The organism is Flavobacterium hydatis (genome assembly GCF_000737695.1).
GTDB lineage: Bacteria > Bacteroidota > Bacteroidia > Flavobacteriales > Flavobacteriaceae > Flavobacterium > Flavobacterium hydatis.
Genome location: NZ_JPRM01000016.1, coordinates 35245 through 50257 on the forward strand (window position 1 = coordinate 35245; position 15013 = coordinate 50257).

At 33.1% G+C, this 15013-nt stretch carries 13 protein-coding genes; 2 read left to right on the plus strand and 11 right to left on the minus strand.

Annotated features, from left to right (window positions below; all coding sequences use genetic code 11):
- Window positions 1–7 precede the first annotated feature (7 nt).
- Window positions 8–1453, plus strand: coding sequence for a SusD/RagB family nutrient-binding outer membrane lipoprotein (locus tag IW20_RS11715; RefSeq protein ID WP_035622323.1), 1446 nt, complete (start codon window positions 8–10; stop codon window positions 1451–1453).
- Window positions 1454–1805: 352 nt separating this feature from the next.
- Here the strand turns inward: IW20_RS11715 and IW20_RS11720 are convergent, their stop codons facing one another.
- The 3 genes from IW20_RS11720 to IW20_RS11730 are packed head-to-tail and all read right to left on the minus strand — an operon-like array spanning window position 1806 to window position 4678.
- Window positions 1806–2828, minus strand: a complete 1023-nt coding sequence (locus tag IW20_RS11720) for an aminotransferase class I/II-fold pyridoxal phosphate-dependent enzyme (RefSeq protein ID WP_035622325.1) — start codon at window positions 2826–2828, stop codon at window positions 1806–1808.
- 8 nt (window positions 2829–2836) lie between these two features.
- Window positions 2837–3847 carry a dipeptide epimerase gene (locus IW20_RS11725; protein ID WP_035622327.1) on the minus strand — a complete coding sequence of 337 codons (1011 nt, stop codon included), beginning with the start codon at window positions 3845–3847 and terminating at the stop codon, window positions 2837–2839.
- A gap of 30 nt (window positions 3848–3877) precedes the next feature.
- Window positions 3878–4678, minus strand: a complete 801-nt coding sequence (locus tag IW20_RS11730; protein ID WP_035622329.1) for an alpha/beta hydrolase — start codon at window positions 4676–4678, stop codon at window positions 3878–3880.
- A gap of 46 nt (window positions 4679–4724) precedes the next feature.
- Between IW20_RS11730 and IW20_RS11735 the strand changes: the two genes are divergently transcribed.
- On the plus strand, window positions 4725–5135 hold the full coding sequence (locus tag IW20_RS11735; RefSeq protein ID WP_316930663.1) for an excinuclease ABC subunit B: 411 nt from the start codon (window positions 4725–4727) through the stop codon (window positions 5133–5135).
- Here IW20_RS11735 and uvrB read toward each other — a convergent pair.
- The 8 genes from uvrB to IW20_RS11775 all read right to left on the minus strand — a co-directional run bounded on the left by uvrB (window position 5132) and on the right by IW20_RS11775 (window position 14973).
- Entirely contained in the window at window positions 5132–7123 is a 1992-nt protein-coding gene (uvrB, locus tag IW20_RS11740; protein WP_035622332.1) for an excinuclease ABC subunit UvrB, read from the minus strand. The two genes, IW20_RS11735 and uvrB, sit on opposite strands and share 4 nt — an antisense overlap.
- Window positions 7124–7449: 326 nt before the next feature.
- On the minus strand, window positions 7450–8388 hold the full coding sequence (locus IW20_RS11745) for an alpha/beta fold hydrolase (protein ID WP_035622335.1): 939 nt from the start codon (window positions 8386–8388) through the stop codon (window positions 7450–7452).
- A gap of 109 nt (window positions 8389–8497) precedes the next feature.
- On the minus strand, window positions 8498–9460 hold the full coding sequence (gene rlmF, locus IW20_RS11750; RefSeq protein ID WP_035622337.1) for a 23S rRNA (adenine(1618)-N(6))-methyltransferase RlmF: 963 nt from the start codon (window positions 9458–9460) through the stop codon (window positions 8498–8500).
- Window positions 9461–9636: 176 nt separating this feature from the next.
- On the minus strand, window positions 9637–10299 hold the full coding sequence (locus IW20_RS11755) for a thiamine diphosphokinase (protein ID WP_035622340.1): 663 nt from the start codon (window positions 10297–10299) through the stop codon (window positions 9637–9639).
- Between the two features lie 266 nt (window positions 10300–10565).
- On the minus strand, window positions 10566–11024 hold the full coding sequence (locus tag IW20_RS11760) for a RidA family protein (protein ID WP_051885711.1): 459 nt from the start codon (window positions 11022–11024) through the stop codon (window positions 10566–10568).
- A gap of 140 nt (window positions 11025–11164) precedes the next feature.
- Window positions 11165–11647 carry a GyrI-like domain-containing protein gene (locus IW20_RS11765; RefSeq protein WP_035622344.1) on the minus strand — a complete coding sequence of 161 codons (483 nt, stop codon included), beginning with the start codon at window positions 11645–11647 and terminating at the stop codon, window positions 11165–11167.
- Window positions 11648–11685: 38 nt separating this feature from the next.
- Entirely contained in the window at window positions 11686–12507 is an 822-nt protein-coding gene (locus IW20_RS11770; RefSeq protein ID WP_035622347.1) for a DUF4249 domain-containing protein, read from the minus strand.
- A gap of 66 nt (window positions 12508–12573) precedes the next feature.
- Window positions 12574–14973, minus strand: a complete 2400-nt coding sequence (locus IW20_RS11775; RefSeq protein ID WP_035622348.1) for a TonB-dependent receptor — start codon at window positions 14971–14973, stop codon at window positions 12574–12576.
- Window positions 14974–15013 lie beyond the last annotated feature (40 nt).

Sequence of the window (15013 nt, forward strand, 5' to 3'; positions counted from 1 at the left end):
ATTAAAAATGAAAAAAATAATAACATCAATTATAGCGCTAACAGCGACCATAGTTTCGGTTTCATGCGATAATGCCGATTTTGGAGATACTAATTTAAATCCAAATAATCCAAATATAGCCAATACCGCTTCCTTATTAACAGGGGCAGAAAGGTCGATGTCTTCTTTGCTTAATGCTACAGAACCACTTTGCTATGTACAGTATATAACTAATGGGCAATATCCTAAAGAAACAATTTATGACGTAACCAATTTTGAATATACCATAGGTTATGTATCGATTTTAAACAATTTACAAACAGTCATAAATGTAAATAAAGATGCAACTACGGCAGTTTCTGCTTTAGGAAATGGATCTAATAATAATCAGATTGCAGTTGCAATGATTCTTAAAGCCTACATTTTTCAGCATATCACAGACCGTTGGGGTATGGTGCCATATTCTCAGGCATTGCAAGTAGCAACTATTCCGTTTCCTAAATTTGATACTCAGGAAGAAATCTACGATGGTTTATTTAAAGATATTGATAATGCACTTGCTTTAATAGATGCTGGGGCTGGGCCAAAAGGAGATATAATTTTTACGGTAAAAGCAACACAAATGTCAGAATGGAAACGTTTTGCAAATACCTTAAAAATGACAATGGCTTTACGTTTGTCTAATAGATTTCCTGCTGCAGGCGGATATGCTGCAACAAAATTTATTGAAGCGATGAATGCGGGAACAATTGCTTCGAATGTGCAAAACTTAACATTTCCATATATTACAGATGAGGCTTATGACAATCCATGGGAAGATCGTTTTGAAACCAGAACAGATTATCTTGTAAGTGAGCCTTTTGTAAACATGCTAATTGGTACGGGAACTAATGTTGCACCACAAGATCCGAGATTGGAGAAATTTGCTGAAAAATCGACTAATGGAGGAATATACAAAGGAGGGCTTACCTCTTCTGTAGGGAATGTTACAGTAGCAAATTATTCTTTTATTACTAATACGATTATAAAAAACAAAACAGCTTCTGCCTTTTTCTATACGTACGCTCAGGTTAATTTTGCGAAAGCAGAAGCAGCTTCTTTAGGTTGGATTTCTGGTAATGCAACTAGTTTTTACACTGATGGAATAAAAGCCTCGATGACGCAATGGGGAGTTACCACTGCAGCAGCTGATGCTTATGTATTACAATTTCCTTATGCAGGCATAAAATCGATTGCTTATCAAAAATATATTGCATTATATATGCAAGGGTATGAAGGATGGTGCGAGTGGAGAAGATTTGGAGCTAATGCAGTACCACTAACCGTTCCTGCTGGTGCTATTGGTTCTACAACAATTCCTCAAAGGCAAGCTTATGGAGCTAATGTAAAAACATTAAATGCGGTTAATTATGATGCGGCAGTTGCTGCTCAGGGCGCTGATAGAATGGAAACTAAATTATGGTGGGCTAATTAACTATGGGATATATAAAACAATAGAAATTGTTGCATAGTTAAAAATGGATCAACGCTAAATGTTGTGGAGAAACATAAAAAAATATACTCATTAATTATTTTTCACCGCAGAGAACGCAAAGATTTTTGGCAGAGTTCACTAAGGTTTAAGTTGTGTTTACACAATTTAAGTACACAAAGCTTTGTGAACTTTGTGGTTTTACTAAACTTAGCATATTTAAAAACTTTGCGTTCTCCGTGGTAGTTTTCTCTCTCTACAGGTTTTCGTATTGATCCTTAAAAACATAAAAGAGGAAATCTAAGCATATTGAGATTTCCTCTTTTTTATAGTTTTAATTGAAAAAAATAATAGATTAATAATTGTTCAGGATATCAATTATTTTGTCTAAATCTTCGGCTGTATGATTAGCTGTAATTACAATTCTATTTAGGTCTTCTGCATTTTCCTGATATTTAAAATTAGCAATGATAATCTTGTTTGCTTGCAACACATTATTTCTGCCATTTGATTTTAAATAAATTAAAGGATATGTTCTACTAAAATTAATAGTGTTCTTAGGAATTAGTTTCGTGCTGATGTAATCCAGATTTTGTATTAATTTTTGATGTTGTAAAATATAAATAAGAGCAGCATCTGCCAATGTTTGAACAAAAGCAGGATTCATCCCAGCGGCAGAAACAAAAGTATCTAGTTTTTTTATTTGATTGATAAAAGAAGCATCGCTTGCAATTACACCACCAGTTAGGCCCATAGCTTTTCCTAAAGAAGAAACCATGATTTTTCTTTTAATCGGAAGATTAATTTCAGAATAAATTCCACAACCATTTTTACCTAAAATACCAAGAGAATGAGATTCATCAATGATTAAAGTAATTTCTTTATGTTTCGGAATTTGATTTAAAATAGATAAGTCAATTGGTTTAGTTTCAGAAGAAGGAACTCCATCTACTAAAATTGTAATTTTCTCCGTTTCAGCATCTAATAAACGAGGATTTATTTTATTGTTTATTACAAGAGGTAAGCTACTATTTTTCTGTATTGCAGGATGAATATCTGAGAAATGAAAAAATAAATCTGTTTGTTTCCCTATTTCATCTATAACCATTTTTCCTGCAAGCATACCAGAAGAAACTGTGACAGCAGCCTCTGCTTTTATAAAATTGGCTAAAAAAGTTTCGCCATTCTCATAAGCCGTAAGTTTTATGTTGGCACTTCTGGAACTTCCATAAGTAGTTCCCCATTTTAAAATGTTTTTTATAACCAATTCCTGGAAAGCACTATTTGTAGGTAAACCTAAATAGGCTGTTCCGCCAAAATACAAATATTGTTCTTGGTTAATCTCGATAATTCTATCAGGGAATTGATTGACATTCATGGATGCTGTTATATTAAAGTAACTCCGGTTCCGTTAAGCTCTGGATAACTTATTACACCATTTTTTATTGTTACACCAGTTGCAATATCTTCTGCTAAAAGTAATGCGCCATCCATATCAACATAATCAAGTTGAGGTAGTAAATGAGCAATTGCAGAAATCCCAACAGTTGATTCAGTCATACAGCCTACCATTGTTTTTAAGCCTAATTTCTTAGCCTCTTCAATCATGCGTTTGCCAGGAGTTAGGCCACCACATTTTACCAATTTTACATTTACACCATGAAAATGATTGAAACATTTAGCAACATCTTCTTCAATAATACAGCTTTCATCAGCAATTATAGGTAAAACAGAATGCTTAAAAACAGTTGCATGAGCTTCCCAATTATCAGCTTTTATAGGCTGTTCTAAAAATTCTACGCCTAGTTTTTTTAATTCAATTGCATTATTAATAGTTTCATCAACTCCCCAGCCGCAATTAGCATCGATTCTAAAAATGGCATCGGTATGTTTTCTGAGTTCTTTTACAATTGCAATATCTTCTTTGGTTCCGAGTTTAATTTTATAAATTGGCCAAGGTAACTCTTGCATTTTTGAAACCATTTTTTCAATAGAAGCAATTCCTATCGTATAGTCAGTTAATGGATTTTTATCAGTAGTATAATTCCATAATTCATATAATTTTTTGCCTTTTTTGCGTGCATATAAATCGTTGTAAGCAAGATCTAAAGCGCATAAAGCAAACATATCATCTTTTAAATACGGATGCATTTTTGCCCAAAATTCTTCAGGAGTTTCATTCTCTGTTGCTTCAATGATATTTCTGATTTTTTCTAAATCTTCCATCATCATCGGAACCGTTGTTTTATAATAAGGGTTTGAAGTAGCTTCTCCAAAACCAGAAAAGTTATCACTTTGTAATTCGACAATCAAAGAAGGTTGAAAATCAATTGATTCTCTCGAAATAGTAAAAGTGTGTTTAAGTTTTAGATTGTATTCTCTTAAAATTAATTTCATGATTTGTCTTATTTTTTCTATAAATTTTTGTCAATAACCGAGCCAAAGTACGGCTTGTACAAAGCCGTCGCGCCATAATTTTTCATTATGTTCACCTCCTTTTATAATTTTTGTTTTGGTGAGATGTAAGCAATAGCAGCGTTTCGTGTCTAATAAACGTTCCATTTTGTTTAAATCCGTTACCATATCGTCACTTTCTTTATCGCCGCATAAAAAATAAATTTTGGTTTTAATTTTAGGAATCTCTTTCGTTTTGGTATAAATGCTATTTGAGAACCAAAAAGAAGGGGAGAAAATCCCCGCTTTACCAAAAATTTCTGGATATTTAAGAATAGCATAATAGGAAACTAAACCTCCCAGCGAACTCCCAAAAATGATTGTGTTTTTTGCTTTTGTCTTGGTTCTAAAGTTTTTATCAATATAAGGTTTTAGGGTTTTAACAATGAAATCTAAATAGTCATCAGCATTTCCACCTCCATATTTTTCATTTTTATACGGAGTTAATTCGTCTAATCGTTTTTCGTTTCCGTGTTCTATTCCTACCACTATAACTTGTGCTTTTAAACTATCCAGTTTTTCATCAACATTCCATTCGCCTGCATAGGAAGTTTTAGCATCAAATAAATTCTGAGCATCATGCATATAAATGACACTGTATTTTTTTTTGACTGAAGTCGAATAATTTTCAGGAAGATAAAGCCAGATTTTTTTTGTGGTTTTTAATTGAGGGGCTTCAATAGTAAAAGTAGAAACGTTCTTAGAGGCTGTACTTTCTTGTGCATTTCCGATTGTAATCCACAGAAAAATAAAAAAGAAAAATCCTCGAATCATCACTTCTTTGTATTTTAAATTTAAAAACAATATTTTAGCTAAAAATATGAATTTGATGAATACGGATGCCGAAAAAATAAGTTTACTTTTAGAAATGATTTCTTTCTCTACTGTTGATGGAGAATTACATAAGAGGGAATTTGATTTTTTGTCGCTAGTTGCTCAGGAATTAAAAATTGATGAAGCAACTTTTAAAGATTTGTTTCATCGGGAAGTTCCTCCTTTGGTTATAAAATCAGAGTTTCAGCGCATTCAGCAATTTTATAGATTGGCATTAATCATGCATTGCGACGGAATATTGCATAGCAAAGAGGCTGCTGCAATACAACAAATTTCTATAGATATGGGATTGAATCCTGTAGCGACTAAACGTATTCTTAATTTAATGAAGAATGCACCAAATGCGATGATTGATCCTGAAGTATTATTGAAAATTTTTCAGGAGCAACATAATTAAGCCAATTGTTCTTGTAGCTTTTTAATATCATCACGTAATTTTGCTGCCTGAAGAAAGTCTAATTCTTTAGCTGCTTTCTCCATCGATTTGCGTTTCTCACGTATCATTTTCTCTAATTCGGCTTTAGATAAGTAAGCAGTTTCGGGTTCGGCTGCTACACTCAAGGTATGACCTAATTCATATTCTACCAACGGATTTTTGGTAAATGCACTATCAATTTTTTTGTTTAATGCCTGTGGAGTTATATTATTCTCGAGGTTGTAATTAATTTGTTTTGTACGACGGTAATTGGTTTCATCAATGGTTTTTTGCATACTTGCCGTAATTTTATCGGCATACATAATTGCTTTTCCGTTGAGGTTTCTCGCTGCACGACCAATAGTTTGTGTTAATGATCTGTGGCTACGCAAAAATCCTTCTTTATCGGCATCAAGAATGGCTACTAGAGAAACTTCGGGTAAATCCAAACCTTCACGTAGTAAGTTTACTCCAATTAAAACATCAAAAATTCCTTTTCGTAAATCTTGCATGATTTCGATACGTTCCAGAGTATCTACATCAGAGTGTATGTAACGACAACGAATGCTTACTTTGGTCAGGTATTTGGCTAATTCTTCGGCCATTCTTTTGGTTAATGTGGTAACCAAAACACGCTCGTCTAACTCGCAACGAATCTGGATTTCTTCGATTAAATCATCAATTTGATTTAAACTAGGACGTATTTCGATAATAGGATCTAATAATCCTGTAGGTCGTATTACTTGCTCTACATATACACCATCTGTTTTTTGTAACTCATAATCTGCTGGAGTAGCCGAAACATAAACTACCTGATTTTGCATGGCTTCAAATTCTTCGAATTTTAAAGGGCGATTGTCCATTGCTGCTGGCAAACGGAAACCATATTCTACAAGGTTTTCTTTACGACTTCTGTCACCTCCATACATAGCATGAACCTGAGATATGGTTACGTGACTTTCGTCGACTACCATTAAATAATCATCAGGAAAATAATCTAGTAAACAGAACGGTCTTGTTCCCGCTTCTCTTCCGTCTAGATAACGAGAATAGTTTTCAATACCGGAACAATAACCCAATTCACGAATCATTTCTAAATCAAAATTGGTGCGTTCTTCAAGACGTTTGGCCTCCAGATGTTTTCCTATTTCTTTAAAATAATCTACTTGTTTTACCAAGTCTTGCTGTATTTGCCAAATTGCTCCTTGTAATACATCTGGAGATGTTACAAACATATTGGCTGGGTAAATAGTAAGTTTATTGTATTTCTCGATTACTTGAGAAGTTTTTATATCAAATGATTCTATTTCTTCAATTTCATCTCCAAAAAAGTGAATTCTGAATCCATCATCGGCATAACTAGGATATACCTCAACAGTATCTCCTTTTATCCTAAAACTTCCGGGATTAAAATCGGCTTCGGTTCTGGAATATAAACTTTGTACCAGACTATGTAATAATTTGGTTCTCGATATTACCTGATCTTTTTCTATCGCAATAACATTCTTTTGAAATTCTACAGGATTTCCGATACCGTATAAACAAGAAACGGAAGCTACGACTAATATATCTCGTCGTCCTGAGAGTAGGGAAGATGTTGTGCTTAAACGCATTTTTTCCAACTCTTCGTTAATAGATAAATCTTTCTCGATAAATACGCCTGTTACCGGCATAAATGCTTCTGGCTGGTAATAATCGTAATAGGAAACGAAATATTCTACTGCGTTGTTTGGGAAAAATTGTTTGAATTCTGAATATAATTGTGCTGCTAATGTTTTATTGTGTGCCAAAACTAAAGTTGGTTTTTGCACTTCCTGAATAACATTTGCAACTGTAAATGTTTTCCCTGAACCAGTTACTCCAAGGAGGGTCTGGTATTTTTCACCGTCAATTATACCTTGGGTCAATTTTTCAATTGCTTGCGGTTGATCTCCTTTTGGGCTATAATCTGAGACTACTTGAAAATTCATTTATATAATTTAGAATTGTTGGGATTGTAAAGTTACAAAGTAAAATCTTAAATTGAAATTTGTAGATAAAAAAGGTTCTGAGTAGCAAAGGTTTTAATCGTTATAATTCTATGCGAAAGGAACACGGATGAAACAGATTCGCTTAGGCGAAAACACTGATAAAACGGATTTTTTATTTATTTTTTTTAAAATCCGCTTCATCAGTATTTCTTTATAAACAATTTAAGTTCGTGGGGTTGCCAATGTTCGCAAAGTTTTAAAATTTGTGCTAATTGGAGAAATTTGTGGCAAAAAAATAAATAATAAGAGCTTGTATGCGTTGAAAATTATTTTAAAAAGTCAATCATTAGTTTGTTTACTTTTTCGGCTTGATCGATACTTAAAAAATGACCTGCATTTTGGATGGTTTCAGTTTTACTATTACTCAGAAGTTCTTTAGCTCGCATTACACTTTCGTCTGAATTGATGACATCATGATCTCCGATAAGAACTAAAACAGGAATGGTTATTTTTTTTAAATCTTCATCAGAGAATGGTTGCATTTGCAAAAAGCTGGTGTTTGATCTTGCATATTTATTGGCTAAATAAAATTGCTTTTTATAAATGGGATTTATTTTTTCGGGATAATAAGAAAAGGTTTCTAGTGTCTTTTTTAATTTTTTCTCATTTGGGAAAATTTTTAAAAAGAATGCCGAAGATGCTTTTCTCATTTTATCGATGTTCTTAAATGTTTGTGCAGGGCTTATTAAAACCAACTTGTCGATTTTATTTTCTTTTTGAGTTGCCAATAATGTAGCAATCCAGCCTCCGCGTGATGCGCCAATTACATCAAAGTTTTTTAATTTATAGTGATTAAAAATCTCATTGTACCAAATTACTATTTCTTCGCTAGTAAGGGATTTTTTAGGAGCTTGAGACTTTCCTGGTTCCATTAAAAAATCTATTGCGTAAACGCGATAATTTTTAGATAATGCTTTAATATTCGGAAACCACATGGTAGAGCTGGCATCCATTCCGTGAAGTAATACTAAATCTTTTCCGTCTTTTGGGCCAGTTACAATTATATGAGCTGTGCCATAACTGGTTTCTATGTTTTCTTCCTGATAAGGAATACCCCAAAGTTTTAATGCAGCATTATAAGAATTGATGTATTCTTTTTTTTCGCTTTTTGTTTTGAAAATATAATCGTCAATCTTTTTCTCTTTTGTTGCGCTGCAACTTGCAAATAAAAGGATTACGATAACTTTTAAAAATAATTTCTGCATAAGACTTAAGTTCAATTAAATTTAAAAGTACTAAAAAGCAAATGATTATAGTATCAGCTTTTTAGTTATATCTATCATAATTACAATGTTATAGAATAATTAATTCTATTTAATTTTCGCTTTTAAAACTCCACTTACCTTGTTGTGCTTCGGTAAGGAAAGACCATGCTACAATGCGACTTGTTTTCTGACCTTGTGCCATATCGATTGTTTTTACGATTGAAGCATTCACTTTATTTAATGTTTTATAGATACTCGAAAGGTTCTCTCTTTTAGATACTAGTGTTGTAAACCATAAACATTGCATTGGATATTTGGCACTTTCGTAAATCATTTGGGTTACAAATCCGATTTCTCCTCCATCGCACCATAGTTCGGCATTATGACCTCCGAAGTTTAAAACAGGGGCAGCTTTTCTATTTGCTTTTGGATTTAGACTTGTTACTTTTCGAACAGCACTTTTATTAGCTTCTTCTGACGAAGAATGAAATGGTGGATTGCAAATTGTGAATGTAAATCTATCTTCGGGTGTAATTATATTTTTGAATATAAAACGTGCTTCTGTTTGTTGTTGTAAACTGATAGCATCTATTAGCTTTGGATTGGCTTCGATTATTTTACTGCAATTTTCGATTGCTTTTTCATCGATATCTGTTCCAACAAAACTCCATCCATAAGCTGCATTTCCTAATATTGGGTAAATACAATTTGCACCAACGCCTATATCTAAGCCTAAAACGGCTTCGCCTTCTGGAATAACTCCATTATTTGTTGTGGCTAATAAATCGGCTAGGTAATGAATATAGTCAACTCTTCCTGGAATAGGAGGACAAAGATACTCTTTAGGGATATCCCAGTTTTGTATGTCGTAATAATGAATTAATAATGCTTTGTTAAGCGATTTTACAGCCTCGGGATTACTAAAATCAATTGTTTCGATATCATGCTCGTTTATAATGACATGCTTCTTTAATTCGGGACAATCTGTGATTAGTTGTTCGAAGTCATAGCGCAAACGATGCGGGTTTCTAGGATGCAGACTTGTTTTCTCGGAGTTGTTTATAGCTTTCATTATTCTTAATTTCCGTGCAAAGGTACGTAATCCTAATTTGGAAATGTATGTAGTGGTTGTTATGAAATATTTTGGCCTAGCCCCGATGGGAACGGCATCCTTTTTCTGGCTTTTTTTGACAGAAAAAGATATAGTGTACAGCGGGAAATAGCTCCTTATTTTAACTTAGATAATAATTAATCCATGCATTCCATTAGCAATAAATCGCCATCGGTATGGGTAATTGTAACGATTCCGTCTTTGGCAACAGCATTGCTACTACCAGTTCTGTAACCTATTGTTAGGGTGTCGTTTTGTAAAGGATATACTAAGTTATCCGAAAAGATTCCGTTTACGACTCCAATCGGGATGAGCGAGATTGGTGTGTTGGCTGTATACCATTTTTCGAATTTATTAGGTAATAAAAATATCTTAGAATGATCATCGAGGATTACTATCTTGAGTAAGTTTCGGTATCGAACGATATTGGTGAGATTTGTAATGGTATGATCGGCTCTTTTTCCTGTTGCCCAAACTACATTTGCAGCAGGGATTTTTCGTTCGATTAAGTAATCAAATGCTTTCTCTAAATCGGTTTTGTCCTGATCTGGAGTATGTACAATCTCTATAGGATATTGTGATGTTTTATATTTTTCGGGGTCGAATCCGCGATCGAAATCGCCAAGAAGGACGTCGACTTTTATCCCTAGGTTAACTACGCGCTCTATAGCCGAATCTAATACGATTACTAAAGGCGACCATTCTAACAATTGTCCTAATAACTCGGGATTGCAGGCAGCGCCATTTGCAATGATTAATGCTGGTTCTTGGTCGTCGCGTACGATATGGTGTGAGGACATTTATAGTATGGATTTATAATGTACTGCAAATGTACGAAAGTAAAAAGTAAATATTTTTCTACGATTAAGGGATTAAGTTTTTTTAGCCCGAGATTATAAAGACTATTTGTGTTGTCTAAGAGTTTTAGTGATATTTTTACCATATAAGTTATTTAAGAAAATATAAGTTTGTGTGTTTTCTTAAATGAGCTTACATAACTTATATGGTTAGTTTTCTTTGTCGCACATTCTTAATTAAGCTTAATCACTTAATGGTATAAAAAGTTTTATTTTTTTGCTTTGTAAGCTACAGCATCTACTTCTATTAGCATTCCGTCGAGGGCTAGTCTAGGAACGGGAATTAATGTACTTGCCGGAAAGGGCTTGTTTTTCCATACTTTACTGATTTCTTCATTCCATATTTTTAGTTTTTCTTGAGAATGGTCTACTATCAGGATGGTAATTTTCATAACATTTTCCGGCTTTAGATTATAACTTTCCAGTACTGTTACAATATTTTTTAATGCTACTTGGGTTTGTTCTCTAAAGCTATTGCTCAAAATATGTTCTTTGCCTAATCCGCCGCTTTGTCCCGATATAAAAACAAGTTCGCCTTGAGCAGAAACCGATGCCGCATGACTGAATCCGTAAGGTGCTGGATCGAATAAAGATTCTGGGTTTTTGAATATTTGTGCTTTTGCATTAAAGACACAAAGAGAAAATAAAGTAATAAGTATCTGTTTCATGTTTTTTAAATTTTGAATTAACTTGTAGCAAAGGTTGGCTAATTCTAATTCTGAAACATTTACATATGTTGAGAGATTGTATTTTTTTCAGAGTAACGCATAAAAAAATGCTCTCGATTAGTGAGAGCATTTTATTGGTTTTAATCTTTATGTTTTATCGGAATCCAAATTTCCTCTTCGGATGTTGGGTCTTCGTGTTTGTATTTTTCGCCCATTACGGCAAAATGTGGTCTGTTCTCTAATACATATTCTGACTTTGGTAACCAATTGGTAAAGATGTATTGATAGGTTTCGTTACCATTACTCGCTGGACCTTTATGTATAAAAACTGCATAAAGTCCGTTTGGGATTATGATGGTTTCCATATCCTGTGGAACGGAAAGAAAGTCGGTAACTTCTATACCTGCCCATTTTTCGAATTGATTACTCGGATTGAAATTTATAAAATGATTTTCTGTATAGACTTCAATAGAATATAAATCTGAACCGATATTGTTTTTTATCTCTTTTCGGTTTGGCATAAAACTTTGCCACAGCTCTTTTGTTTTATTGGTAGTGAAAGATGTTGTTATTTGTTTTCCAATGATTTTCTTTTCGGTTAAATTTTCTATTCTTGGTTCCATATTAAATCTTCAATCTGTTTAAAATTACTCCAAAGATATTACTTAACTGTATATTTTTGAGTAACGGCTTCGCTAAGCGAAAAATATCCTAAAGGAAAATTGTCCTTATCGTTTTCATTTATAATGTTTCCTCTTATTGATGCAAGCGGGGATTGGAACGGTATACGACCTCCATCACCAGCAATACTAGCCATAATAATCATATAATTATAATAATCTTCAGAAATACCAAAATGGTTTATTACAATCTCATCACCAGGTTTTAGATCATCATTATTAGAAACACTAAAGAATTCGTTTCCTTGAAAAAAACGATCTTCTTCGGCAGAAAAACTTGCAGCTACCTGATTGGAGTAGTTATAGGTATAAAAATAATAATTAAGTTCATTTGGAGGATCATTAAAATAGGCTCTTATTTCTATTTTATCTTGTGTAAGTCCACCATTGTCTTTTTGTGTTATTTTAGTAATCGGTACTATCGATTTTAAGGTTTCGATTGCTTTATATACTTTTCCGTTGTGAATAATTGTTAAAATATAAGTTTCGTCAATAACAGGCTCAAAATCGGTACAAATGTATTCGCCAGTACTGCGAATTTCTATAAAGTTAAATCTCTTGTTAGCCTTGTTTTTTATGTAAATTATAGCGTCAGAAACCGCAGGGATTTCATCATCATAAAAACCCGTGGTTGTCGTTAATTTTATTTTTTGTTCATTTCCTTTGGTTTCTTTATACCAATAAATGGCAGCTTCGATAACTATTTTTGGTCGTTCAGTATCTAGATCAATATTTACAGATTCTTCGCAACTTGCAAAAAATAGTGTTGAGATTAAAAGGATTATTAGATTGATTTTTTTCATATCAAGAAATATTTGTTTAGAAATGCAGCATCAATATTTTAATTGATGATTGTTTTGCTGTATGTTTTATTTTGGTTTGTTTGCCGGAAATTTAAAATTGTAACTCACAGATGGAATAATTCCGAAAATATAGGTTTTCACCGCTTCATTATTCCCAGTTTCAGCGTTCTGCTTAAAGTTTATTGAAGCAGCATTATGTCTGTTATAAAGGTTGTAAACACTAAATACCCATTCTCCAGTCCAGGATCTGGTTTTGCTTTGCAAAGGAATTAATGTTGCCGAAATATCTAAATGATGGTAAGCAGGGAGTCGGTTTTCATTTCGTAAACCATAGTTAGGGACTTTAATTCCTAAATATTCATATTGCGATTTAGGGTAGGTAACTGGTTGTCCCGATTGTAAGGCGAAGTTGAGCCCAAATGACCATTTATTATTTAAATTATAAGAACTTGTTATTCCTAAATCATGTAGTTTATCATAAACTGAATTATACCATTGCCCATGATTGATTCCTATTTCCTGAGGAGTTCTTCCCGGAGTTTTTTGTTGTGATTTTGATAATGTATATGAAATCCAACCATTTAATTTTCCTGTATTTTTTTTGAATAATACTTCCAGACCATAGGAACGCATTTGTCCGTTTAATAGAACTTGCTCGAGTGCGTTGTTTGCAATTAAATTTGCTCCATCTATATAATCTAATCTATTCTGAATTTCTTTATAATATGTTTCTATTTCTATGGAGTATTTTCCATCTCTCATGTTTCTAAAATATCCTAAGGCAATCTGATCCGCAATTTGTGGTTTTATGTATTGATCACTAGGCATCCAAACATCGAGTGGAGTTGGTGATGAGGTATTAGAAATTAATTGCAAATACTGCGTCATTCTGTTATAACTGGCTTTGATAGCTATATCTTCATTAACCTGATATCCGATAGAAAAACGTGGTTCTAAATTATTATAGCTAAACATTGTTTTGTTATTGCCATAATACTCTGTTGCTATAGGTGATGCTTTCCTGTAAATTTGTAATAATGGGTCAAAAAGTATAGGATTGTCATCCTTGTAGATATTAAGTGTTGAAGCTCCTAAGCGATAGAATAAGCTGAAACGGAGTCCGTAAGAAAGTGTGATTTTCTCACCAATTTTATTTTCTGCTTCGACATAAATAGCTGGTTCAAGTGCATATTTTTTATCTAGCTGATCGGCATTTATTCCAGATTGATTATTTAAAGGTTCTAGTGTTCCGGGATTAAACTGATAATAGATACCATTTACACCATAATTTAATTTGAAATTATCTGAAATATAATTTTTCAGGTCATATTTTAGGTTGTAATTTTTTATTCCTGAGTTCCATTTAAAACCAACTAAATCTAAATCCATACCATAATAATATTCACTATAAATCAGGGATAAATTAGAAAATAGGTTGCTGGAAAATAAATGATTCCAACGGAAGTTTACTGTCGTATTACCGTATGTGTTTGAAAAACTATCGTTAATACGAAGTTTGTCACGCCCATAATACCCTGATAAATAAATGTTGTTATTATCATTTAATTTGTAACTCAGTTTAGCATTCAGGTCATAAAAATATGCTGTTTTATTATTATCTTCTTCTGAAAGTTTTAGGAATAAGTGTGCATAAGAACTTCTTCCTGCTATCAGGAATGAGCCTTTGTCTTTTACTATTGGGCCTTCGGCAAGAAGACGACTAGAGATTAATCCGATTCCTCCGTTTACACTAAAGTTTTTGCTGTTTCCATCTTTTTGATAAATTTCTAACACAGACGATGCTCTGCCTCCGTAACGAGCAGGGATTCCGCCTTTGTATAGTTTTAGATCTTTTAACGCATCTGGATTAAATACCGAGAAAAAACCAAAAACGTGAGATGAATTAAATATTATAGCTTCATCGAGCAAGATTAAGTTTTGATCGGCTCCACCACCACGAACATTAAATCCTGAAGCTCCTTCGCCTGCATTAGTAACACCGGGAAGTAGCAAGATAGATTTCAATACATCTACTTCGCCCATTACAACAGGCATTTTTTTTATGGTCGAGATAGAGAGTTTATTTACACTCATTTCTGGTGTACGGATATTGGCTCTTTTTCTATTGTCGTTAATAACTACTTCCTTGAGTTCCTCGCCAGCTTCTTTTAGAGAGAAATTGGTTTTTGTATTTTGGGTAACTGCAATTGTTTTTTCAAAGAATTGATAACCTACATATTTTATCTCTACTTGATATTCTCCTTTTGGAAGAGTTAATGAATAAAAACCATATTCATTTGTTGTTGTAGCGATGTCTAATGCAGGAATGTAGATGTTGACTCCTATTAAAATTTCGTTGTTTTTAATGTCGAATATACTGCCACTTAAAGTTACTTTTTCTTGAGAGTAGGAAGAGAAAGTCGTAAAAATTACAATAATAAGTGCTTTAATCTTTTTAGAAGCCATATTGTAGGTTTATAGTTACATAATTAGGCTAAATTACGTC